This window comes from Neobacillus sp. KR4-4 (assembly GCF_042136325.1).
GTDB lineage: Bacteria > Bacillota > Bacilli > Bacillales > Cytobacillaceae > Neobacillus.
Genome location: NZ_JBHHJU010000020.1, coordinates 1 through 23,787 on the forward strand (window position 1 = coordinate 1; position 23,787 = coordinate 23,787).

The window sequence follows — 23,787 nt, forward strand, 5'->3', positions numbered from 1 at the left end:
TCCCCATGCTTTCACGAAGCCTAAAAATCTGAACTCATTTCATTTAATCGTTAACTCTATACCAACGGTAATGAAATCCTGCGAATTAGCGAGCATTCGGGAGAAAATCGTATTTAACTGAGGGAGTACAATAAGAAGAAGGAACCACCGTAGCGATCCCTTCTTTAACATAAGCACCAAAAGCATTATACTGCATACCAGTTCTGTAAACACATTCGTTCTAAATCATTTACGGTAAATTTAAGTGAATTTAATAAACCAACCTTTTTTTCATAAGGGCTTTTACAATAGCACCTTTGAAAAAAAATGAAATTAAATGCAATAGAGCGATAAAAAAGATCATTTCTTCTTTAACTAAACTGCATCGTTAGTCCAAGAATAACCGGCAATTATTGCCCGTAATAATATCCCCTGACATTGTCATAGGGATTATTCAGTTATATCAGGTAAAAACGATTTAATCACTCTGTCGATTGGGCTTGAGATGCCTTTTGTACCTGTGTTACGGCAGTTAGAGCAGACGAAATCTCGTTTGATGCCTGTTTAATCGCTTCCTGGGAAAGTGTAGGATCGGAGTTTGCCTTTTCAATTGCTTTTGTTAATAATTCCTGGGTGAGTGTTACATTTGCTTTTGCTTGATTTAGTTGATTTACATCAATTTGAGTCATAAGAACCTCTCCTTTTAATTGTAATACCTCTATATCATCACCTTTCATTCGATTATTATTAAAGGAAAAAACTACCTCAAAATTGTAAAAGTGTTATGTATTTTTAGTTTTAATTCTTAAACTAAGTTAAAAACTCAATATGGAATCAAATTTTTATTCGCAATTCTACACAAATGTACACAACATCCTTTACAGTCTTGTCTGGATTGCATAAACTATTATGACTTCATTAGAAAAGAGTGAAAATAATGTCAACAAACTTAGTTGCAACAGTAAGAATTGTCTTGGCTTTAACAGTACAAGCCATTCGATTTGCTAATAGTGCAAAAATTATCATTCAACAACTTGAAGGTTTTGGTTTACCACCCAATCCAATCAAACCAGTTTTATATCAAGATGCCATCGATAATCTGTCAGATGCTTTTAATACTATTGATGCTCCCCCTTTAAATATACAATGGCCAACTGATCCTATCCTTCCACCTAACCCTATCTATCCTAATGATCCCATAAGAATTAAACTATCAGACAACCGAGCATTGCTGGCATTAGATAAAACCAACGATGCTATCAGATATATTTACACAGCTATACTTTTAAGTGCTGATCCTGACATCACTGAGCAACTGCTTTTAATTAGATTCCAGGTAAAAGCTGCACGTCTAGCACTTGAAGATGGTATTGATGCCCCTCCATTTGCACTGGATGTTAAGAGTTGATAATTTATCGGCTCTTTTTATTTAGTTTTCAAACGTTCTTTTTACACTAAACAGCCCTACATATTCCTACCCTTTCTTCCCACTTAAATTGACATCTCTACTAACACATAATATAGTAAGTATAATACTAACTACTACATAAGGAAGGTCATATATGGAGGAAATTGTTAAAGAGCTTCAGAAATTAGGTTTTTCCCAATATGAGTGCAAAGCTTATATTAATCTGCTAATAAATTCACCTGTCACAGGATATGAGGTTAGCAAGAGATCTGGTGTGCCTCGTTCGATGATCTATGAGGTGTTAGGGAAGTTACTGGATAAAGGTGCCATTTATACCGTTCCTTCAGAACCTGTAAAGTATGTTCCTCTTCCTGCCGAAGAGCTAATTCGGCGATTACGTAAAAGTTTTGAAGATTCCTTTGATTTTTTAGAAAAGAATTTAAAAACGCTGGAAAATGAAAGGGAAACCGATGTTATTTGGCGTGTGAATAGCGATGAACGCGTAATGGCTGAGATTGTGGACATGATTGATAAGGCACACCATGAAATCTGGCTGTCCATTTGGAATCCACAAGCCTCTTTCATCAAGGGAGAAATAGAAAAACGAACTAATGAGGGAATAAAGGTGTTTTCTATGCTTTTTTCAGAACCGGAAACTAAATTAGGGGTTACATACCACCATGATTTTATGGCTCCGAAAATAGCAGAAAAACGGATGGGTGGGCGACTAACGATTGTGGCTCGCGACATGGAAGAAGTGTTAATAGCTAATTTCGCCCCGAATACTGCTGCTTGGGCAATCAAAACAAAAGATCCTGCACTAGTTTTGGTGGCAATCGAATATATCCGGCATGATATTGCCTATGGAGAGTTAACAAAACAAATAGGAACGGATAAAGTCAAATCATATTGGAGAAACGATCCAGATTTGTATTACGTAGTTACAGGAAAACGGTTCGAATGAAGGACCGTATTTTCTTTGATTTTTTTATAGTAGTTAGTTAAATAACATCTATAATAATAGAAAAACAATTGAGAAAGGGTTGAGTGACATTTGATTCATACAATATCGATTCTAGTACAGAACCATCCGGGGGTCTTGGCTCAATTATCCGACCTTTTTGTTCATAGAGGATATAATATTGAAAAAATCAAAGCGGGAAAATACAAGAAAACCAATTTAACGCAAATAAATATGGCCGCAACGGGTAGTGAGGATTCATTTGATTTGCTTATAGATCAACTTGGAGCATTATCACAAGTAGTAAAAGTAGATATAGCTAAGCAAAGACGGTATTCATTTTGGTTAGTAGCTTTTTGTTTGTGTATGACCCTTCTTGGTACGAACTTGCCTGCTCCTCTTTATTCTTTGTATAAAGAAAAATGGAATTTTACTTCCGGGACCATGACTTTTATCTATGCACTTTATGCATTAATTGTGATTCCAACCATCATCACGGTTGCACAGCTTTCTGAGCAGTGGGGAAGGAAAAAAGTGCTATTTACTGGGGTCACGCTTTCTATCTTTGGGTCCATTGGCTTTGCTGTATCAGACGGAGTCAATGGACTAATATTAGCTCGCATTTTCCAAGGGTTATCCGTAGGAATTCTGAACGGAATTGCTGTGTCATATATGACAGAGCTTCATCCTTTTCAAGACAAAATGAAAAGTGCATTTGTTGCTGCTATAGCAGGTACGCTCGGAAATGCCTTGGGGCCACTTATTTCTGGTTTTCTTGGAAAATATGCTCCCTATCCTTTACAATTTTCTTATCTTATACACATTTTACTTGCTGCAACTGGAATATTAGGATTAAAGTTCATGTTAGAAAAAAATGTTCCTACAAACCGAGCAGCTTCTCTTCGACTCCCTCGGTGACGAAAGAATTTCGATGGCCTTTTCTAATGGCATCCTCCACTTCTTTTCTATCTTGGGGAATTATGAGTTTAATGTTATCGGTGATGCCCACATACCTTGGACTTTTTACTAGTCATGCGAGTTTAAGTTTATCCGGGACGATGGTCGCTTTAGTTTTAGGCGTGTCCACCTTACATCAGATCATGTTGAGAAAACAGTCTGCCTTTCGGTCAATCATTATAGGCTATATTTTATTAATTATTGGGCTAATCTTTCTCGTTGTTACCTTATTTACAAAGTCATTATTCTTCCTTATATTAACAACGGTCTTGATTGGATTAGGGAACGGTCCTAGCTATGCCGGCAGCTTAGCTTATCTGAACCAAATTTCCACAAATGAGATGCGGACTAATTTGACATCATTATTTTTCGTAGTAACCTACTTAGGCATCAGCATTCCTATGGTGACACTTGGATATATTGGAGAATGGATTGGTCTTACCCACGCTATTCAATGGTATTCGTATATCATGATTGGTTTTATCATCTTGAGCCTGATTAAATGGCTGAGAGGGAAGGTTCGTTCCTAATGGCCAAGTGTAATTCAAAAATCTAGCTTTTAATATGGTACCTATAGATAGGACACTTGAAAAAGAGTGTTTCATCTATAGGTTTTTTTTATATACTTAAATCTTTAAGATACGGGGACCAGGAGAACAGCTATAAGCAAGGGCAAGTTCGGATCTACGTTCGGGCAAAATTTATAAAAATCCCTCTTTTTCATCTAAAAATAACCCGGCAGACTTGCTGTCGGGTTATGATGATGACTGGTTTATGAAGAAGTTCCAAGCAAAATGAAATGTAAATTAAGTACAGGAACAGGAAAATCAAACATCCACCACAGCCCAAATATAATCCGAATCATCCACGCTAAAATTGTTTTTTTGTAATGTATCAATTTTAATGGATAATTTTTTTTGGCAAGATCTTAATCCTCCAGAATCGGGATTCATCTTCTACTATATACCATTCCATCAATGATCATTAAGGTTCTACCGTCTTCGGTAAATCCACTATGACGGTTTAAATATTCCACGGGAATGATTTCTCCTGTTTTTTCATCGTAAAAAACAGTGAAGGCTTCATCGGTCAAAAAATCTCCATTTAAATTTTTATCAACGTTTGGTATGGATTCACGGAAATTAATATTGGTATCGATTTCAAACTTACCCTCTTCATTAGTACAAAAAGACATTGTAAACCCTCCACTCTTCTTTTTTTCGTATTTTTTTCATTTTTTCTGGAGTTATCCAAAACTTAATAAAAATTATTATGCCTAAATATGCTGCAAGAATTTTTTACTTTTTAGAGATGAACTTGTTATTATCTCAAGTATGGGTAACGTATGAATCTGATAAACGTATTGAAGGCTTTTCGCCGCAAACATTAAAAGCATATAAACTATAGTCCGGCTTACTTATACGGCCGATTGACTTGTGTAGATTATTTCACTTATTTTCAATTACAACACATCATCGCTTAATCAATCCCGACAGGTGTACTTCTAATACTTTATCTTCTTTATCGTTGTAAGTAGATAACAATACAGTAATGATTCCCGATTCATTCTTCGTCGCTTTCTTATCGATAACCTCGGCGATGATATACAATTCATCACCAGGATACACCGGTTTTATAAATTTCATATTATTCATCCCTGTTCCAGCGATGATATCATCACCATAGATACCTTGTTCAATCCAAAGCCTTACTGAAATGCTTAATGTATGTAGTCCGGAAGCGATGATTCCATCAAATCTCCCCTGCTTTGCTTTTTCCTCATCTAAATGCATATATTGAGGATCAAATTCTCTTGCAAATCTCATAATATCCGCTTTTGTCATTTTGAAGGACTTAGTTTCAAACACCTGTCCAACTGTAAACTCATCAAACTTCATAATTACACCTCTTATTTAAAAACTTTTGCACTTGTTTATATTAAGGTAGCATCAAATGCATATCAAGTTAAAAAAATACTCAAAATCCTCTAAAATCAATAGAAAAGAATACTTTTTTGGGGATATATATAATTCATCTTTGTGATTGTAAATACCTTATTTAACTTTCCTGTTTAGTAAGTTCAATAAGAAAAAAAGACGCTGCTACAGCAACCTCTTGTTTAACTCTTGCACCCGTTAGCTTATGTACATCATTTCACAAACTTTAATTTCATAATAAAAAATGGTTGCCGCAGCAACCATTAACGATTTAGATAATATCCCATAAATATAGTAAAAGATTATCGATGGGCTCGTTCTCCGATAATATTACCTATACGACTCAATCCTTTTTCTGCCGTAAGAATCATTTGGTCAAATAACTCCTGAACCGTAGGAACATTGTCTATAAGACCGATGACCTGTCCAGCCCATCCGAATCCTTCTGCTTCATTTCCATCATAGATATACCTGCAATTAGCCTTTCCGCTAATTATATCTTGCAGGTCTTCATAGGTTGCTCCCTCTTTTTCACGTTCGATAATATCCAGAGTAAATTCACTTTTCAAGACACGTCCTGGTGAACCTATTGTTCTTTTTATAATTACTGTATCCGACTCTTTCGCATTAACAATTGCCTGCTTATATTTCTCGTTTGCGTGAACGCATTCTTGAGTAGCAATAAAGCGAGTACCCATTTCAATTCCTTCTGCCCCAAGTGCAAAAGCTGCCAATAAACCTCGTCCGTCGCCAATCCCACCGCTCGCTAACACTGGAATCGATACGGAATCGACTACACGAGGAATAAGTACCATTGTACCAATATCGTCTCGTCCTAAATGTCCACCGCCTTCTTGTCCAACTGCCATTACAGCATCAGCACCGAGTTGTTCTGCTTTTTGTGCCTGTCTAACACCTGCAACAAGGACAAGCGTTCTAATATTTTCTCCTTTTATACGTTCAAAAATAGGTTGGGGATTTGCTCCTGTTATAGAAATTGCAGGTACCTTCTCTTCAATAGCAACCTCAAACAATTCCTTATATTGCCCATCGTGCCTTGCAATAGCAAAGTTTACGGCGAATGGCTTATTGGTAAGTGAGCGTACTTTACGAATTTCCTCACGAAGTTTTTCAGTTGAGCCTAGTGTTGCAGCAGTAATCTGTCCGAGACCTCCTGCATTCGAGACCGCAGCAGCCAGTTCAGCAAAAGCAAGGTAGGCAAGTCCCCCTTGTACTATTGGATATTTAATTCCAAAAATCTCCGTTACTCGTGTTTTCATAGTTTCTCCCACTCCTTTTCAGATGTGCTATGTATTTGTTTAAACATTCCACACAAAAGATAATTAATCCTGCAACTACTCCTAAAAAGGAAGCACTTGTTGTGTTAAGCTGCCCCATTTGTTCAATAAGAAGTTCAATAAAAAATGCGTTAATCCTAATTGGATCAACGCACCCGTTATATACGTTTAACGTGACTTTTTTTGCGGTTGGCACACGTCACATTTACGTTGGTTATTATTTTTAAATTTCGTAAATGTTTTTTCAAAGTTGCTACCACATGTACATTTAAACAGTAACTTTTGAGAAAAACCGTGATATTCCGTCGTTAGCAACTTACTTTCTGAATTGTTCTCAACAAATTCTTTAATTTTACCAATCGTCCATCGTTTATTCATTCCCTTAACCCCCATATTTTATCGCTAGTCGGAGGCTTTTCTTGGCATCCGTTCAAATTATGAGTAAAAGTCGTAATTATCCTAAGTTCCTCATTATAACATGAGCAGGTACACAATTAAACAAATGGAAGATATATTATTAAACTGCCCCGTTACTTCAAAAAGAAAAGCATTACAGTTGTCCCAGTAATGTACCCATTAGTGGAAGAAGCAAATGCGTTAACAGATACCATAGGAAGCCTCTGTAGCAAGGTTTTAAAACCTAAAATAATTTAGAAAAAGAGTAATTTATGAATAAAATTTATAATCTGGCGGAAAATATTTTCACAAATAATGTAAATTATAAAGGGTGGAAAATTTGGAAAATACCCGTATTGATAAATTTGATGAAATAGTAAAAATGGGGAAAATGTCCACAAACGATTTAATTGATTATTGGAAAGAATATGAACTGTATGCTTCTGTTGAATACTGGATTTTGGTAGCATTTCTGATTGGTCCGCTTATCATACTTTTTTTTAAAATTGATAAAAATAAAATTTTTTTAATTGGCTTTTTTGGTTATAGTATTCATATAATATTTGCTTATGTGGACTTATTCGGAAAGCATGCTGGGTTCTGGAATTATCCAATTCCATTAATTCCTCATCTGCCTGGTTTAGCTATAGATTCAAGTCTAGTCCCAGTTTCTTTTATGCTTGTTTATCAATGGACATTAAATAATAAAAAAAATTACTACATATATTCCTTTATTACTGCAATAATTTTTGCATTTGCTATAAAACCGATACTAGTTGAACTAGGGTTATTTAGAATGTACGGAAATACAAACTATGTTCATCTTTTAATTGGCTATATTTTTGTATTATTAGCAGCAAAATTTATAACCAACGTTTTTTTATGGACTCAAAAAAAATACACAACTCCTAAATAATATCAGCCCCAATTCCGATGTTTTTCATTATTGATTTTCTAAAATGAATGATTCTGATTTATCATTCCAAATTATGTAACCAGTGGAATAAGACAAAGACAGAAATTGCCCTGGTTGTAAGAAAATATCAATTATGTTACATTCCCCACTATAATAAATGGTTTTCCTTTAATTGAATAACAACCATCTAGTAGAACATTGAGCACGAAAAAAACGACTGCACCGTAGCAATCGCCTTATTTTAACTTAAACGTTGGAACAAACAAGTTAAATGTTGTTTGGATTGTTGGCTTTGATTTTAGAAGCAGTAAAAACGATAAAGTCTGTATCCTTGGTACCGCCGACAGTGAAAGATGCTTCACTTTGTAAGCTATTCGTTTTAAGTTCATATAGGACTGACCCAGAGGGAGAGGCCTCAGCTAAAGGTGCTTTATCTAAAAATGAAAAACCAGTTGTTGTAGCTGACATAAATTCTACAAATGGAGGGATATTATCGGTCGTGCTATATATTTCAGTTCCATTGCGGAAGACAGAAAATTGGATTAATATAGTAAATCTATTACGATTTAAGGATTGAATAGTTGCATGTAACAAAACGCGATCACTTGGATCATCTATATGCAAAGTGGCTGTCCCTATTGTAATAGGTGTCAATCTAATAGGTTCGAAATCACCTCCCGGCAATACACTTCCATCAAATTCTGTAAGCAATCCCTGTTCACCGTTAACTGGTGTAGATGAAATATTAATTACAGGATTGACGTTAATTGTCGGGTTAAAAGTATTCTGATTAGTATTTCCGATTGGACAACAACATGGATTCTTCTCGCAATTTGGACAATTTTTTGAATCAGATCTTTTTTTACTATTACTCAACCATAAGCATCTCCTTTCTTTTAAAATACTATATTATATAGACATGTTGTCCTTTTTGCTTGTATTCTTGTGACACAACAAGCAATAATTCACAAAAGTATTAATTAGACAGTCTGATATAGTAATCCAATGTAACAAAAGATCCATTCTGTTACATTAAGGTTTTACTTATAAGGTTATTTTGTGTTAACAATCATGATGATAATAGTATTTTCCTCCACTTCAAGTTAAACCTCATGCTAAAAAAAGCACTTGCTTTGGTTGTACAGTAAGGGCTAGTATTCGTTACTTTGTTAATTCAAAAATGATTATTTTTTTTGTTTAGATGTCTTTTGCTTTTTTATAAGTTTTTGCAGTTCATTATTTTTTTCTTCTGATACCTCAAAGTTGACGACCGCTAAACCAACACGAATTAGAATCATTAGCATCACACCCATACCTACGACTAAATAAATCATGGTAAACCATTTACTTAACGTTGCCTCTGGAATCAGTCCTGTTTCCATACTAGTCGGCAATAGGCTAATAAAGGCAAAGTATAGAGAATCAAGCAAAGCCCATCCTTCAGTTTGATAGTAGAAAATCGTTCCGGATAATAAAATAACGGCTAATGTCCCTAATAATGTACGAAATAATGAGTCTTTTGCTAATTTTCTAAGGGCTGATAAAAGTCTTTTTAAAGTTAAAATAAATGAAATCATATTTTAAATCCTTTCACCTTCAATAGGGGTAATACATATTAAACCTGTTATATGTATCATCCCTTTATTCATTATTTCGTTTACTTATTTTCTTGTTTCAATTTTTCAACAATACGTTGAATGGCTATTACTTCACCATTAAGTCTGTCCATCCGGATTGATGCTGGAAGAAATCTCCTAAAAGTCCGCCATCCTAACAAAGGCATGGTAAGCCACGAGAGTAATATCATTACAATATTAAGTAACCACTGATTTTTCATTGTCATTTTAATACCTCTTTTTCCCAAGGGAATTATTTAACTTATTATAACTCCTCCTTTATTTAGCTATTCTGCCCCTTTACATTACAACGAAAATATGACTGCCGTAGCGAATATTGCATGACAAAAGCGATATAGATTATAGAGGTACACTGTTCATCAAAGTTTTTTCCATTACAACCGTGTTCACTAAAATGCCATTTGGGTTTGTCACAACTTCCTCTTTAGATATAATATAGCCCAAGGAGTTATACAAACTAATATTTTTGGGTAATGACACACGGACACGACATTCCATTTTCCCAATTAAATTGTCGTAAGCATATTTTTCGAGCCACACTAACATAGCTTTTGCAATTCCTTTACCTCTTGCTGTTGGTGTAACTGATACCCGAGAAAAATATAAAGCATCCTCTTTCATTGTAAATCTACAGGAGCCAACTGGAACTCCATTTATCGAGCATAGTAAAGCTTTCTCGGAATTATTCTTAAATGATTCTTGTAATGTTTTTAATGATTCATTTAATGCACTAGAAGGAACATCAAGGGTTCGATATTCTTCAAACGCTTCTAACATAAGTTTGTAAACAACAGGAATATCCGTATCTATTGCGATTTTTATTTTCATTTTCTTCTATACCCTCTTCCAAAGGAAATTTAGAAACTCTCATTTCTAATATTCGTTATTATAATATAGTGAATATATTTCGACATCAAATTTGTTGAATTTTCTAACAAGGAGTTCTTAATGCATCACTGCACCGATCGCACAAGTAGAAAGCATAAGACGATTTGCATATCAAAGTGTACAGTGGCATTTTACACCGTAGATACATAGGATGGCAGCAAGTGGAGGTGTCACGAATGAAGAGATGGTTAAAAGCAGTTATTTTAACATATCTGTCCCTTCTGTTTTTTGGCAGTTTCCTTGCGGTCGGCATGTTGGGCACCGGTGCACTGGAAAATTTTCTTCCATTCATTACTGATATCAAAATCTTCTTGTATTACTTTTTCGCTGGAGCCATTGGCGGCTCCCTTAGGCATCTATACATGTTCTGTACTCACTATATGGAAGACGAATTACACGATTATCGAAAATGGATTATGTATATTTTTTATCCGATCTTTGCTACCGGTACCGCAGTCGTGGCTGTCACAATTATCCAAAGCGGTATACTCTTGATTCAATTTACGGATTATCAAGATACCCCTTATGCACCGATTAGCATTGCGTTCTTTGTAGGTTTTGGGTTTAATCGCTTTGTTAATAAGCTTAACATCGTATCAAAAGATATGTTTCAGACGAATAACAAAAAAATGGACACAGACGAAAAAGCAATTGATGAAGTTGAGGAGTCCTCTGGTGAACAAATGGATAGCCTCAACAATTCTTCCCACAATAAATAAAAAAAGGCCGTCATGTGAAAAATCACATGACGGCTATTAAAATTATCTTTGTTCCAAATTTAAAATTGTATAAAGTTCATTTAAATCATGAATTTCATAGGTAGGAAGAATACCAGTATTGTTTGGTTTGGCATCCGGGTTGAACCAACAAGTATCAATTCCAGCAAGCTGTCCGCCTTTAATATCAGAACTTAGAGAATCACCGATGATTAAAGCTTGTTCTGGTGAAAAATTAGGAATTCGAACAAACACATAATCAAAAAATTCCTTCATTGGTTTTTGGAAACCTGTATCTTCTGAGACAAAGATCTCCTTAAATAATGGGTGAAGACCGGAATCACGCAATCTCTTATCCTGTGTTTTTGAAACACCATTTGTGACAATATATAATTCATAATGATTCTGTAGTGCTGAAACCAATTCAAACGCTCCATTGATTAATTGGTGGCCTTCCTCTAAATAGCCCCGATAATTACTCTCTAATAAAACACCGTCTGCCATATGTCCTAATTCCTGAAATAAAAGGGAAAAACGGGTATTGACCACTTCGTCTCGGGAAATTTCTCCTTCTTCAAACAATCTCCACAGTCTTTGATTTATTTTTTTATAATTTTCTTCCATTTCCTTTGTTGGCGAGATATTCTGACTTTCTAACAACAGATTCAAGGCTAGCTCTTCAGCCGCAGCAAAGTCCAATAACGTATCATCTACATCGAAAAGTAAAGTTTGATATTTTTTCAAGATCATTTCCCCTTTGACCATTCATACGTTTATATTTTAACGTAGAAAAACGCTAGGTGCCATAATTTTGACCCCATAAAACCTTCCCTTTTGAAGTACCAGTAGAGTTCAAAAAAAGATAAAAATACTAGATGGTGTCAGGCACCATGAACAATGGGCCATCTCCCCTTCATCCCATCAAATGTTTTACCTTTATTCCTGCTCTAACATCCTCAACCGTTCCTTTATATACGTTGTAGGTTTCACCATGCTCTTTTACTTCCCCTGCCTTTTTAAATCCCAAACGTTGACAGATTCGATTCCCTGCTTCTGTAATCGCGATCATACCGAATTCCTTTATTACGACTCCAGTACCTTGAATATCTTCGATCCAATCCAGCAATTCCAGTATTAATGCCCTGCTGTATTTCTTCCTATCTTCATGAAGAATATCGACTATCATAGAAGAAAAATAAATATACACATCTTTCCCTTTCTTGTACGCTAATGCGTGATGACAAATTCTTGATTCATCTATTTGGCCAAACAATAATTGATCAAACATTCTTTTATCTAAGGGGATTAAACTGCAATAGCCTTTTAACTCTCCAATGTCCGCTACAATTTTATACACTCTTTTGTTTCGTTCAAGTAATTGTTCTACAAATGCACGCTCAACTTGCCAATCTTGAGGATACAGCTTTCGGTCCAATTGAATCATGCTATTTAAATCCGATAATTGACCATAACGAACATTGAGTTCCGACATTGTTAATCCTCCCTTATGATAGACAATCACACGATAAGTCTGGTATTACATGATGGGATCCTTTCTTTATGCTCAACAACATTTATCAAACATTCTTCATTCGATTGGTGCCTTAAGCATGGCTTAATAATATTCCTATTGTTAGGACAAAACAGTCTGAATATACTAAAAACAATGTAAGTCATTTTCTTTAAGTAAGGAGACATTGCCATGAACGGACAGGTAAACAGTGAGGTGGTTAAGAAAATTATCATTTTTTATTGGATCTGTCATTCTTGCATTACTGTTTGAGTACCTTACAAAATGGGTCGACCAATCAAAGGGTAGGCTGAAACTTGCATACGTAAGCTTTGTGATTCTTTCTATCCCCGCAATAACTATGCTAGTAGCTATGTATGTCGAGATGTTCACCGAAACACTGCCGCAAATATTAAATAATTGATGGATCTCATAAACTGAAAATGGGGCCAGATCCTCAGTGCGCTAGGCGATAGCACGTTGAGGATCTGGCCCTATCCTTGTTTGTCTTCTCCTTAGTGTTTTCTACCTGTCTTTGTGTTTTGGTTTTGTGTCTATGTATTCTTTCCAAGCGGTAATCCCGCCGTCAAGTAATGTAACATGGTAATCTTTTTTGGATAAAATTTCTGCACATTTTCTGGCGGAATTTCCAGTTGTACATGTTATAACAATCTCACTGCTTTTGGGCAAAGATTGCAGCCCTTCTTCTCCATTTTCCTCAAGATCAAAGATGATATTCTTAGGGATATTCTGATTCTTGATATTTGGATCTGTAATATGATAATCATTGTATTTTTCTTCCGCACGTACATCGAGGAGGAAGATAGGGTCATTATTTTGAAGTTTCTCATCAAGGGCTTTCGGCGAAATTACTTTAAGCGTCATGTTAACTACTCCTTTATTTATTGAATCAGAATCACTGTTTAGTAAAGCGTACAGCAATTCGGGAATGTCCTCATAACAATCCTTGTTACAAGTTTATGATACAAGATAGCATTTTTTCAAGGTTTTACTACCTTAAAAATGAAATACTCTGTTTAATCACTGTTTGTAATAGGTCCGCATCAAATTCTTTAATATTTATCCAGGCTCTGTCGTCTAATTTATAGGGATGTCCAGATTCCATGTATCTGCCGCATACATATCCATTTCCTGTATTTACATTAAATTCGCAAGGGCTTAAACAAAATGGCCCCGGTTCAATACCGGGGCCACTTATTAGCCGCTTAGGCGCTTTTTTTAAACTGTCCTAAAAATGGAGCACAGATAATTCTTATAAACTCAAAGTGTTTCTGTAAACATAAGGGTCCTTCGGTTTTGAAATGGTTTTGTAGCTTGTTACTTTTAAAACAGGAATTTTAGTTTTCATTTGTGGATAATAAACTGTATCCATTGTTCCTGTTACCTGATACCATTGGTCATTCGGAATGTGGACGTTTTTCGGGAATTGAATCATCATTCCAAAGGCACCAGAGTCAGCGACACAATGAATGAGCCCAAAACGTAGTAAAAACAGCTGGTTAGGTTGTTCTCCTGGACCATTGTAAGTAAAACCTTTCATGGTAAGAGTTTTCCCTGCAAAAGCCCCAGAAAAATTATACATGACTTCTAATCCGACTAAATAATCTTTATCCGTTAAAGTAATAGTATCCTTTGGAATATAGGACTTAGACTCTTTCCTGACTAAATCCGTAAAATCTGCTTGGTTCATAAATTTACTCATATCAGGATTTAGAACTTGATGGGTCCCGTACTGATTATTTCCGTCCTCTAATGTTGGAAATGAAAACCCCTTTGCATCCACAAGCTGTGAATCAAGAGTTGCCACTGGCAAAACCACTCCAGTAATAGCAGGAATCAGCACAAGCGTGTAAGACAAGAACTTTTTTATCTTTTTTCCAGCAGATGGTTTCTTTTTTTTATGTCCGTGTTCATGAGGGTGTTCATGGTCATGATGACCAGGGCTACAATCACAATCATCTTGTCCTTCTTTCTTTTCTCCAGAGAACCATAATTTAATTCCTTCCCCAACTGTAAGGATGGATAAAATCACAATCATACTCTCAGATAAGAAGCTATATTTCATGTTTATATATTTTGAAATGTTTCCTGTAGCATGCAGCATAAAAAACAAGTTTGTAGTAAGTATTAAAATAAGGACTTTAAACATCATCCCACATCCTTTACAAAAGAAGTGAACCAATGAATACAAATGAAGAAATTAATGAAACTAAAAGAACCGCAAATTTTGCCTTAAAAGACCCAAACATCATAAGTAAATTTTTAATATCTACCATATTGCCAAACACTAAGAAAGATACAACTGAAATTTGGGGAAAAAAATTACGAAAAGATGCTGCTACAAAAGCATCTGCTGCCGAACAAATAGATAAGATAAAAGCTAAAGCCATCATTACCAGTACAGCAGTTACGTGTGTACCGCCCAGTGTTGTTAATATTCGTGTAGGTACATAAACTTGCATAGAAGATGCAATTAGTGCACCCAGCACTACGTATTTTCCCATACTAAAAAATTCGTTAACGGTGTGATTAAAAACACTCATTAATTTTTGTTTAGTATTTTGGTGAGAATGGTCATGAGTGTGTATTTCATTATTTTCCTTTAATGGATTCTCCTTTATGACAAAAGATAATACAAGTCCAACTAAAATAGAAACACCGATCGCTAACCCTGCTCGGTACCCTACCATCTTCCAGCTATCTCCGAAAGCAATAAATGTAGCGAATAGAACAATTGGATTGATAATTGGGCCAGAAAGCATAAAGGAAATGGCTGCATGTGGAGCGAGTCCCTTTTTTATGAGCCTCGAAACGATGGGAACAATCCCACATTCACATCCAGGAAATAATACTCCCATAAAACTAGCAGCAACAACAGATAAATATCTATTTTTTGGCAGAATTTTAAGCAGTGTATTTTCAGAAACAAAAACTTCTATCAGTGCGGCAATAAAAGCCCCAACGACAATAAATGGGAATGCTTCAATGATAATACTTATAAAGATCGTATTCAATTGTAATAATCGATCCATGCATATTCCTCCTGTGATAAAACACAATTGGTTTCTTTAAAAAAACATCTTCTATCATATCAAAATTATCACTAATTTGATATGTTTTGATTTTCCATGTAAATGTTTTATTTGAAACCAATAATAATTAGAAATAGAAAATCCAGCACAATTACGGCTGGATCTCTCTGTGTTAGGTAATGGTTCGTACCCTAAAATGATTCTACTACTTAAATGTGAATATTTTATGAATAGATAAAAATAAAAGCCTTTAAAAGTGTTGTTAATTTTATGGAGTAATCATTTTTTCATTAATAAATAAAAGGCTATTCAATTTTGATGCCTGAATCAAACACATAGGGCTGCTGCGGAGCACTAATTTTTGAAAGTTGGTCAATTTTTAAAACGGGAATTGTCTCCCCATTAAATTGAGTCTGCTCAATTTTTCCTGTTACTTGAACCCATTTATCCTTCGGTAATACAGCTACCTCTCCTTTTGCCATCATTCCATATACCGAGGCATCGGCAACACAACATGTGATTCCAAATCGAGCAACAATAATCTGGTTTTGCATAAATTCTTTTTCCCGATACACAAATCCTTTTGTGGTTATCGTTTTTCCAATCAACGCATTTAGATTATCTTGAATAATGTTCATTATGTTTACATACTGGCTATCGTCTATATTAATGGAATTAGCATTTAATATTTTATTCTTTAAAGCATCATATTCTTTTTGAGTTAAAGGCTCAGGTTGATTATCAAGTACACTTTGTGTGGTAGTTAAAGTGGTAGTTTTATTGGAAATAGATGATGATGGTAATTTTGGAATGTAATTTGTAGTTTTATTTTGTTTAGGCGGTTGAGAGCTAGCTCCCAAAATAATTGTTCTGTTCATTGCAACAGAGCTTCCCAGCACATTGTTTGAGAAAAGAAATCCTGTGGTTATAGGAATAATAAATAATAAATAAAGAAACACACTTTTCCCGAAAGAGGAAGGATAAGTATGATCCCCATCACAATCACAATGATAAGAATGATCCTTTCCTGAAGTTCCTCTAATAATCAAAAGAACTCCAAGAATAAGACATATAAAGAGCGTGAAATAAATAAATCGAATCATTTTTGGTGCAATTAAAAGCGATATATTATTCGTTAGAAGTAATTTAAATATCAGTAGCGTAAATCCAATCAAAATGATTCCCCTGATAAGATGATGAAAAGAAAAATCTTGGACTTTATTAGGTCTCATCATTGGACACTCCTTTTATAAAAATATTAGCTGATAAACATAAACAGAAAAATAGACGACAAGAGGAGTTACCAATAGTAGATATAAGACAAACTTTTTCTTAAAATAACCGTATAACATTAAGATGTTTTTTATATCAATCATTGGACCGAAAACAAGAAATGCAAGGATGGAACCTTCTGTAAAAGTAGAACCAAATGACGATGCGACAAAAGCATCTGCTGAAGAGCATACTGAAAGGACGTATCCTAGTCCCATCATAGCCATTGGTGCAAAAGTTGTGCTTGTCCCTATTGATAAGAGAGTATTTCGGTCTAAGAATGCTTGAAATAAACTGGCAAGAAATGCACCTATGAATAAATACTTCCCTGTATTAAATAATTCATCACTAGCATGATAGAGTGTTTCTAATAGTTTATTTCCTCTTTGGTGGTGGTGGTGATGATGGTCTTCCTTCTGCACTTTAAGAATATTTTCCCCTTTAAAACGTCTGTAAATGATTAATCCAATAATAATGGAACTAATAAATCCTACAAGCATCCTTGCATTAGCTACATAAGGTGTGCTTTTAAATGCAAAATAAGTAGACGCATACACCACAGGGTTTAAGATTGGAACACTAAGCATAAATACAACGCCTACATGTGAAGGCATACCTTTTTTTATTAACCTGTGCACGACAGGAACAATGGCACACTCACATATAGGAAAGATTATTCCAAGTAAAGCAGCAGGTATAAGGGCTAAATAGGCATTACAGGGCACAACCCTTCGGATTACATTTTCGGAAACAAATGATTGGATAATAGCTGATACAAATACACCCAGTAAAATAAATGGAATTGCTTCTAAAATAATACTAAGAAAAATGGTATTGACATTAAAAAACGTACTAGGGATTCTAGTAAAAAAAGAAAGGTTTTTTAATTCCTCCGCAAAAAGAAATAGAAAAAGGAATAAACAAAATAATAGTAAAGCGAGGCTATCTTTTACCATCTTATTTATAAAGCTCACAACCATTCTACCTCCTCAAATCTATCATTCCTATCATATGGATATGCAGTTCTAGTTAATTCATTTCATTAAAATTTGATGATTGACATAAATAAATAATCGTTATAAGATTTAATTCGTAATAATTACGATTTACATATTGCTTTAATCTTGAATTATACAAAATAATTATGCTCCTTAAATCGTAATAATTCCTAATTAAACATAACTTTGGAGGTTAATGTAGTGAAAAAAATTTTAATCCCAGTAATTATTTTTCTATTCATGGTAAGTGGTTGTTCTAACACAGTGTCAACGAAAAATGAAAAAACAAGTGTAGATTCTAAAAAACTGCAAATTGTCACTACTTTTTATCCGATGTACTATTTTACAAAAGAGGTGGCTGGCAGTTCAGTAAACGTGGAACTATTAATACCAAATGGTGCAGAACCACATGATTGGGAGCCGACAGCAAAGGATATGATAAAAATTCAAAACGCCGATGTTTTTATATACAATAGCCAATACTTTGAGCTTTGGACTGAAAAAGTATTGAAAAGTATTAATGATTCCAATTTAAAGGTTGTTGAGGCTGCTAATGGGATTAAATTGATGGATGCACTCGAATCAGAGGATGAGGAGGAACATGGTCATTCGGAACATACATCTTCTAAAGATCCTCATGTCTGGCTTTCCCCAGTTCTATCTCAGGTAGAAGTAAACAATATTGCTAAGGCTTTAGAACAGGCAGATCCAAAAAATAAAGATCAGTTTCAAAAAAATGCAGAAGCTTTAAATGCGAAGCTAGCTGATTTGGACCACTTATATAAAGATACTGTCGATAAAGCAAAGAAGAAAGAATTTGTTACACAACATGCTGCATTTGGATACTTGGCAAAACAATATGGATTGACTCAAATTCCTATCGCAGGATTATCACCCGATGTCGAACCAACATTAGGAAAATTAACTGAATTAACAGAGCTGACAAAGAAGAAAAATACCGAAGTTATTTATTTTGAGGAGATGACATCTTCAAAAGTGGCGGAAACGTTAGCAAAAGAAATAGGTGCTAAAACGGAAGTATTAAATCCATTAGAGGGATTAACGAAGAAAGAGCAAGAAAAGGGCTTAGACTATTTAGATGTTATGAAAAATAATCTGGAGTCATTAAAATTATCGATTTTAGATTAGTTATCTAATTTAGGGTTCTTCTAAAGAGCCCTTATTCTAATAACTTTTAAGTAACCTCTTTATATATTTTTGGTTGGATTGTGCAGGATTGTACTTAAGCTAAAAGGTCAACCAGAAATATCTGGCTGACCTTATAATACGAACGGGTGCTTTAGTTGTGCGAAATGTTCCTGGCTTAAATTGAGATTGGTCATACAATGCTCAGGTAAAGGTCAGGCAGTTCCTGTCGGAACTGAAGGGTTATATCGAAGAATCAAATGATGGGGTAACGCCCTGAAGGGTTCTCTCTTAGTCGAATAGCACTGGATTTAGTAAGAATGATAGTGTTGTAAGCTCGGCAAAAAGGCGTGAGAAATTACCGTAGCAGTTTGGCTGCCGAAAGCCTACTCGATGGAGTGGTGTAATTCATAATGCTTGAGTTGAATGAATATGGTGAGAATGCAAATAAACCTACAAGAAAAGGTTTAGCTGACGAACTTCTGAATGTACGGGTCTACAAGCACAATACATAGAAATGTGTATATCGCCTTAGAGTGAGGTTAGCAGTGGATGAGTAAAAATAACTTATATGAAAGTCCATGATATGTTACAGGCATATGAACAGCTAACAGGCTTACAGGAAGCACCTAAGTTCATTCTATAATAGATATAATTCAACATTGTAAGCTGATAACGTGGAGGGCTTACTTCCGACGAAGCGTTGAAAAGGAAAGCGATAATGATAATAGTTGCCGTATAACTTTTCTTTATATCAGTGAAAGTAGTGGTACAGTACCGTTGAAGTGTCTAATCAACATGGAGGGATAGCCACAAGACTATTAAAGATTCCTTTAATCATGCAAGGCAATTCTTTATCGGTTAATAAGGTTCTCGTATGACTAAAAGAGGTTCACCTCCTACGGGAGGCACCGACTTATTGAAACGGAAGAAATGAAACACATTAAGTATCATAATACTGAACAGTGTTATGGTTAAAGTGGATTGGTATAGTTGGAACGCCGTATGCGGTGAAAGTCGCTTGTACGGTGTGGACGGGGGGAAAAGGTAGCGATAACTTCAAAGCCTTACCTATCTGTATGAAGAAAAAGATAGATTTTGGTTTCAATTAAGCTCCATAAACCCGACAACGGCTTGCAATACTGATGTCAGTTTGCAAGCCATTTTCAATGCCATTTATATGATATTCACCTCAAGACGGAACCCTTTATTTTAGTATATTAGAGCTCTTTTTCCTTATCGCACACACCCAATAAACCCGTAATACGAGACATATTCCTTCGTGCCCCAAATCTTTAATTTACTCTTCTTTGCTAGATTTTCATCTGTTTTATATAGGTTAAGATATTTATAGGGTGGATCCATAATATACGCGACCCGTGCATAACCTTCCTTGATCAGCGTTTCTTGAACGGACTGCCCTTCCACAAATACATATGCTAGCAATCTCCCGTAAGCATCCCTTTTTGTCCCCTCCTCAACTTCCAAGGATAAACTTCCTTCCTTTACCAACTCGTTATTCCTTTGAAAAGCTTCCGCTGCAAATGGCTGGACACACATTCCTGGCTTTTTTGTTTCAGGCGTATCAACTAATAAATAACGAACAATTTCAACCTTCCCCTTTACTCTTGCTTTAATCGTATCCCCATCGATGGTTTCCACTAGTGTAAAAGGAATTTGCTCAGGAGCCTGATCCACTACTTCTCCAGTAGGCACATTCTTTGGAATATGGTTTTCTGAACTATTTTCACCTGTGATTAATTCTGAAGGATGAATAGCAAAAAGGGATGCGGCTACGATGAGGGCCCCTCCCGCTAATTTCTTCTTCATGTTCTTCTCCTCCTTAGTTCTCCCTTCCAAGTCAAGGTTTTCTCGTGATTTCAGCGATTAAGTCATCATCCCTCTTCTATATAGAAATAAAAAGTGAAAAAGGATAGGATAGGTTTAATGTTGATATTTGATACCTGTCCGAAATTTTGATAAAATCAGGATAAGAACAAACATTCGGAATTAGGTATAGCTTACTATTATCTAATCCTTTCGTAGTCCTTATTCGTCGGGGCGAAAGAATCAAAAATCTGATTGATAAAAGGATGAAGAGTTATGACAAATACCATAAAACAGAGAAGAATAATTTTAGATTTAGCAGTTACTTTAGATAGTTTTATTGAAGGGAAAAATGGAGAGGTTGATTGGTGCATTATGGATCCTGATATGGGGTTCACTGATTTTTTGAATCAAATTGATACTATTCTATATGGTAGAAAAAGCTACGATTTATGGGGACAATATCTTCCAAAAAGTGAAGACCCTGATACCGAAAAGGAAATCTGGAAATTGGTTCATAGTAAAAAGAAATATGTGTTTTCCAGAACACATAAAGAGCCTGATCATCAAGCCATATTTATAAATGATAATATTCTTGAAGAAGTAAATCAATTGAAGAAAGAGTCTGGGAAGGACATCTGGCTATATGGTGGAGCAAGTCTCATTACAACTTTTATAAAATTAGGGCTTATTGATGAATTTAGATTATCTATTCACCCGGTTGTTTTGGGAGAAGGAAAACCGCTGTTTGCTGATCTAAAACAGAGAATAAATTTAAAAATGGTTAATACAAGAACGTTCTCGTCTGGCGTTGTGCAAATAATCTATCATTGGGATGGTAACTAATAATATCTCTCACCTCGAAGATATATTATTTCACCGTAATTCTTGACAGTAGTTTCACTTTTCCAACTAAGGGGATACCCACTAATTTGTCGATAATTTGTGTGTGACTCAATTTTCTGAATCACTTTTTTTGTTATTTTAATGATTGAGAAAATAAAAAGATATCTAGCTATTTATGATACAATAGATAGATTGATAGACAAATATTTACATAGATTAGGGAGTGGAGTATTGAAATCGATCTTTTTAAAATTAGGTTTATTAACAACGCTTTCTGTTGGTTTAATTGCTGGAAAAGCATCAGCAGAAGAAATGGATTGGGCTACAAAATGTTTGTCAATGGGTGATATTCAAACAGGTAAAAATCCATCTTATCAACAAATTAATTGTTTATTAACGAACGCTGCATTAAGTAAGAATATACCACCTGAAGTTGTAAAAGCAGTCGCTGAGCAAGAATCTGCTTGGAGGCAGTTTGATGAAAACGGTGAAGTTGTTTCTGACGATAAAAATGGAATCGGTATTATGCAAGTTACCCTTAAAGACCCAACTGAAGAAACACTTAAAAGACTCACGGACGACATTATTTATAATATTGAGACAGGCGTTAATATTTTAAATGAAAAGTATAAATTACAAAATCCTTCTAGTGTTCCTAGAATACCTAGAATAGCGGGTGCGGGAAGAGAAATCATTGAAAATTGGTATTTTCCTGTCATGGCATACAATGGCATAGTGCCATCGAACAGCCCAATATTCCGTAGCGATGGAGCTAGAAATTGGTATACATATCAAGATCAGGTATTTAGTAAAATTGAAAGACAAAGCTTTTATGATGATACAAAATTAGTTCAATATCCATTTGAGTATAATGATTTTGAATACAAAACAGATTTCAGTACAGGTTTTAAGTTTAATAAATTTGACTATGTTTTAACTGATGTGCTCCATGAGTCAGGTTATTTACTGAAAAAAGGTGACGTTGTAATAGTTACTGAAAATAAGACGAAATTAAGGGAGGTTCACCCTACTAGTGACTCAAATGGAAGTGAACAACCTTTAAATAAGACGTTTATTATCACTGGAGATTTTGAATACACTAAACTAGGTAGCAAAGATTATAATGAAAAGCACTATGTTTGGTTCCCAGTTAAATCTACTGATGGAGCATTATCAGGTTATATCTCATCTGCTTATCTAGCGAAAAAGAAAGATTTCGTTGCTCCAATTGTAACTGGGGTTAAAAATAATTCGAATTATAATAAGGATGTAAAGATTACTTTTGATGAAGGTACCGCCTTATTAAATGGAGCTATTTTCAAAAATGGTGCTACAGTTACAAAAGACGGCAAATACACGTTAGTTGTAAAAGATGAAGAGAGTAACACAACTACAATTAAATTTACAATTGATAAAACTAGACCCGTTACACCATCGATGAATAGTGTTTCAGATCTTTCGACTACTGTAACAGGGAAAGCTGAAGCTGGATCCACAGTGAAATTATCAATCAACGGTAAGTACCAAAAAAGCACAACAACGGCATCAAACGGCATCTACAAATTTACGATTTCGAAGCAAAAAGCCGGAACAACAATTAGTGTAACTGCCACAGATAAAGTAGGAAATGTAAGTGCACCAAAGAGTTTAAAAGTCGTTGATAAGACGCCGCCAGCTATTCAAAGTGTTAATAAGGTCACTTCTAAATCTAAAACGGTAACTGGAAGCGCAGAAAAATACGCTTCAGTGAAAATCTATAGAGGAAGTAAACTTATTGGCAAAGGGTCGGTTTATTCAAATGGCAAATTTTCAGTAGCTATAAAAACTCAGAAAGCAAATACTTATTTAAAAGTTTACGTGATTGATAAAGCTGGTAATAAAAAATACCGGACGATTAAAGTCGTAAAATAATCCATACGATGCGATAAGAAGTGAATCTCTTATTGCATCGTATTTTTTTATGTAATCTGGATATAAAAGTGGAGAAGTGCAAAGCTTGTTGAAGATTTGCTTGACTGTACCGATTAAACCATCCTAGATGT

Annotated in this window: 26 protein-coding genes; 9 read left to right on the forward strand and 17 right to left on the reverse strand. The window is 35.0% G+C overall.

Going from position 1 to position 23,787, the window contains the following annotated elements:
* Positions 1-461: 461 nt before the first annotated feature.
* Positions 462-668, reverse strand: coding sequence for a hypothetical protein (locus ACE198_RS18475; RefSeq protein ID WP_098576924.1), 207 nt, complete (start codon positions 666-668; stop codon positions 462-464).
* 248 nt (positions 669-916) lie between these two features.
* On the opposite strand from ACE198_RS18475, the gene ACE198_RS18480 reads away from it, so the two are divergent.
* From ACE198_RS18480 to ACE198_RS18495, 4 genes are all read left to right on the forward strand, one after another.
* Positions 917-1,387: a hypothetical protein gene (locus ACE198_RS18480; protein ID WP_375376613.1), complete on the forward strand. Its 471-nt coding sequence runs from the start codon at positions 917-919 to the stop codon at positions 1,385-1,387.
* A 154-nt stretch (positions 1,388-1,541) separates the two neighbouring features.
* On the forward strand, positions 1,542-2,351 hold the full coding sequence (locus ACE198_RS18485; protein ID WP_375376614.1) for a TrmB family transcriptional regulator: 810 nt from the start codon (positions 1,542-1,544) through the stop codon (positions 2,349-2,351).
* A 90-nt stretch (positions 2,352-2,441) separates the two neighbouring features.
* Positions 2,442-3,266, forward strand: a complete 825-nt coding sequence (locus tag ACE198_RS18490) for an MFS transporter (protein ID WP_375376615.1) — start codon at positions 2,442-2,444, stop codon at positions 3,264-3,266.
* A gap of 62 nt (positions 3,267-3,328) precedes the next feature.
* A complete protein-coding gene (locus tag ACE198_RS18495; protein ID WP_375376616.1) occupies positions 3,329-3,835 on the forward strand; it encodes a hypothetical protein in 507 nt (168 codons plus the stop codon).
* A 419-nt stretch (positions 3,836-4,254) separates the two neighbouring features.
* Here the strand turns inward: ACE198_RS18495 and ACE198_RS18500 are convergent, their stop codons facing one another.
* The 4 genes from ACE198_RS18500 to ACE198_RS18515 all read right to left on the reverse strand — a co-directional run bounded on the left by ACE198_RS18500 (position 4,255) and on the right by ACE198_RS18515 (position 6,918).
* A complete protein-coding gene (locus ACE198_RS18500) occupies positions 4,255-4,500 on the reverse strand; it encodes a hypothetical protein (protein WP_098576934.1) in 246 nt (81 codons plus the stop codon).
* A 277-nt stretch (positions 4,501-4,777) separates the two neighbouring features.
* Entirely contained in the window at positions 4,778-5,203 is a 426-nt protein-coding gene (locus ACE198_RS18505; RefSeq protein WP_098576937.1) for a MaoC family dehydratase, read from the reverse strand.
* Between the two features lie 341 nt (positions 5,204-5,544).
* The gene (locus ACE198_RS18510; protein ID WP_375376617.1) at positions 5,545-6,522 is read right to left on the reverse strand and encodes an NAD(P)H-dependent flavin oxidoreductase; all 978 of its coding nucleotides are present in this window, start codon (positions 6,520-6,522) and stop codon (positions 5,545-5,547) included.
* A 186-nt stretch (positions 6,523-6,708) separates the two neighbouring features.
* A complete protein-coding gene (locus tag ACE198_RS18515; RefSeq protein WP_375376618.1) occupies positions 6,709-6,918 on the reverse strand; it encodes a hypothetical protein in 210 nt (69 codons plus the stop codon).
* Between the two features lie 358 nt (positions 6,919-7,276).
* On the opposite strand from ACE198_RS18515, the gene ACE198_RS18520 reads away from it, so the two are divergent.
* The gene (locus tag ACE198_RS18520; RefSeq protein WP_375376619.1) at positions 7,277-7,852 is read left to right on the forward strand and encodes a CBO0543 family protein; all 576 of its coding nucleotides are present in this window, start codon (positions 7,277-7,279) and stop codon (positions 7,850-7,852) included.
* Between the two features lie 267 nt (positions 7,853-8,119).
* On the opposite strand, the gene ACE198_RS18525 is transcribed toward ACE198_RS18520, so the two are convergent.
* From ACE198_RS18525 to ACE198_RS18540, 4 genes are all read right to left on the reverse strand, one after another.
* Positions 8,120-8,728 (reverse strand): hypothetical protein, encoded by a 609-nt coding sequence (locus ACE198_RS18525; protein WP_375376620.1) that lies wholly within the window; start codon positions 8,726-8,728, stop codon positions 8,120-8,122.
* A gap of 308 nt (positions 8,729-9,036) precedes the next feature.
* Positions 9,037-9,429, reverse strand: a complete 393-nt coding sequence (locus tag ACE198_RS18530; protein WP_375376621.1) for an ion channel — start codon at positions 9,427-9,429, stop codon at positions 9,037-9,039.
* Positions 9,430-9,509: 80 nt separating this feature from the next.
* Positions 9,510-9,695, reverse strand: a complete 186-nt coding sequence (locus ACE198_RS18535) for a hypothetical protein (RefSeq protein WP_375376622.1) — start codon at positions 9,693-9,695, stop codon at positions 9,510-9,512.
* Positions 9,696-9,828: 133 nt separating this feature from the next.
* Positions 9,829-10,317: a GNAT family N-acetyltransferase gene (locus ACE198_RS18540; protein WP_375376623.1), complete on the reverse strand. Its 489-nt coding sequence runs from the start codon at positions 10,315-10,317 to the stop codon at positions 9,829-9,831.
* A 236-nt stretch (positions 10,318-10,553) separates the two neighbouring features.
* Between ACE198_RS18540 and ACE198_RS18545 the strand changes: the two genes are divergently transcribed.
* Positions 10,554-11,096 (forward strand): hypothetical protein, encoded by a 543-nt coding sequence (locus ACE198_RS18545; RefSeq protein WP_257148521.1) that lies wholly within the window; start codon positions 10,554-10,556, stop codon positions 11,094-11,096.
* A gap of 42 nt (positions 11,097-11,138) precedes the next feature.
* On the opposite strand, the gene ACE198_RS18550 is transcribed toward ACE198_RS18545, so the two are convergent.
* The 7 genes from ACE198_RS18550 to ACE198_RS18580 form a co-directional block, all read right to left on the reverse strand.
* Entirely contained in the window at positions 11,139-11,837 is a 699-nt protein-coding gene (locus ACE198_RS18550) for a YjjG family noncanonical pyrimidine nucleotidase (protein WP_375376624.1), read from the reverse strand.
* 169 nt (positions 11,838-12,006) lie between these two features.
* Complete coding sequence (locus ACE198_RS18555; protein WP_375376625.1) at positions 12,007-12,585, reverse strand: hypothetical protein; 579 nt, start codon at positions 12,583-12,585, stop codon at positions 12,007-12,009.
* Between the two features lie 543 nt (positions 12,586-13,128).
* The gene (locus ACE198_RS18560; protein WP_098574189.1) at positions 13,129-13,488 is read right to left on the reverse strand and encodes a rhodanese-like domain-containing protein; all 360 of its coding nucleotides are present in this window, start codon (positions 13,486-13,488) and stop codon (positions 13,129-13,131) included.
* A gap of 388 nt (positions 13,489-13,876) precedes the next feature.
* Entirely contained in the window at positions 13,877-14,773 is an 897-nt protein-coding gene (locus ACE198_RS18565) for a TIGR03943 family putative permease subunit (RefSeq protein ID WP_375376626.1), read from the reverse strand.
* 13 nt (positions 14,774-14,786) lie between these two features.
* Entirely contained in the window at positions 14,787-15,656 is an 870-nt protein-coding gene (locus tag ACE198_RS18570; RefSeq protein WP_375376627.1) for a permease, read from the reverse strand.
* Between the two features lie 305 nt (positions 15,657-15,961).
* Positions 15,962-16,891 (reverse strand): TIGR03943 family putative permease subunit, encoded by a 930-nt coding sequence (locus ACE198_RS18575; RefSeq protein ID WP_375376628.1) that lies wholly within the window; start codon positions 16,889-16,891, stop codon positions 15,962-15,964.
* Between the two features lie 12 nt (positions 16,892-16,903).
* Positions 16,904-17,902, reverse strand: a complete 999-nt coding sequence (locus tag ACE198_RS18580) for a permease (protein ID WP_375376629.1) — start codon at positions 17,900-17,902, stop codon at positions 16,904-16,906.
* Positions 17,903-18,166: 264 nt separating this feature from the next.
* Here ACE198_RS18580 and ACE198_RS18585 point away from each other — a divergent pair, with 264 nt between their 5' ends.
* Positions 18,167-19,075, forward strand: coding sequence for a metal ABC transporter substrate-binding protein (locus ACE198_RS18585; RefSeq protein ID WP_375376690.1), 909 nt, complete (start codon positions 18,167-18,169; stop codon positions 19,073-19,075).
* Between the two features lie 1,233 nt (positions 19,076-20,308).
* Here ACE198_RS18585 and ACE198_RS18590 read toward each other — a convergent pair.
* A complete protein-coding gene (locus ACE198_RS18590) occupies positions 20,309-20,902 on the reverse strand; it encodes a thermonuclease family protein (protein ID WP_375376630.1) in 594 nt (197 codons plus the stop codon).
* Positions 20,903-21,175: 273 nt separating this feature from the next.
* Between ACE198_RS18590 and ACE198_RS18595 the strand changes: the two genes are divergently transcribed.
* Together ACE198_RS18595 and ACE198_RS18600 are read left to right on the forward strand one after the other, a co-directional pair.
* The gene (locus ACE198_RS18595) at positions 21,176-21,745 is read left to right on the forward strand and encodes a dihydrofolate reductase family protein (RefSeq protein WP_375376631.1); all 570 of its coding nucleotides are present in this window, start codon (positions 21,176-21,178) and stop codon (positions 21,743-21,745) included.
* Between the two features lie 231 nt (positions 21,746-21,976).
* On the forward strand, positions 21,977-23,656 hold the full coding sequence (locus ACE198_RS18600) for an Ig-like domain-containing protein (RefSeq protein WP_375376632.1): 1,680 nt from the start codon (positions 21,977-21,979) through the stop codon (positions 23,654-23,656).
* Positions 23,657-23,787 lie beyond the last annotated feature (131 nt).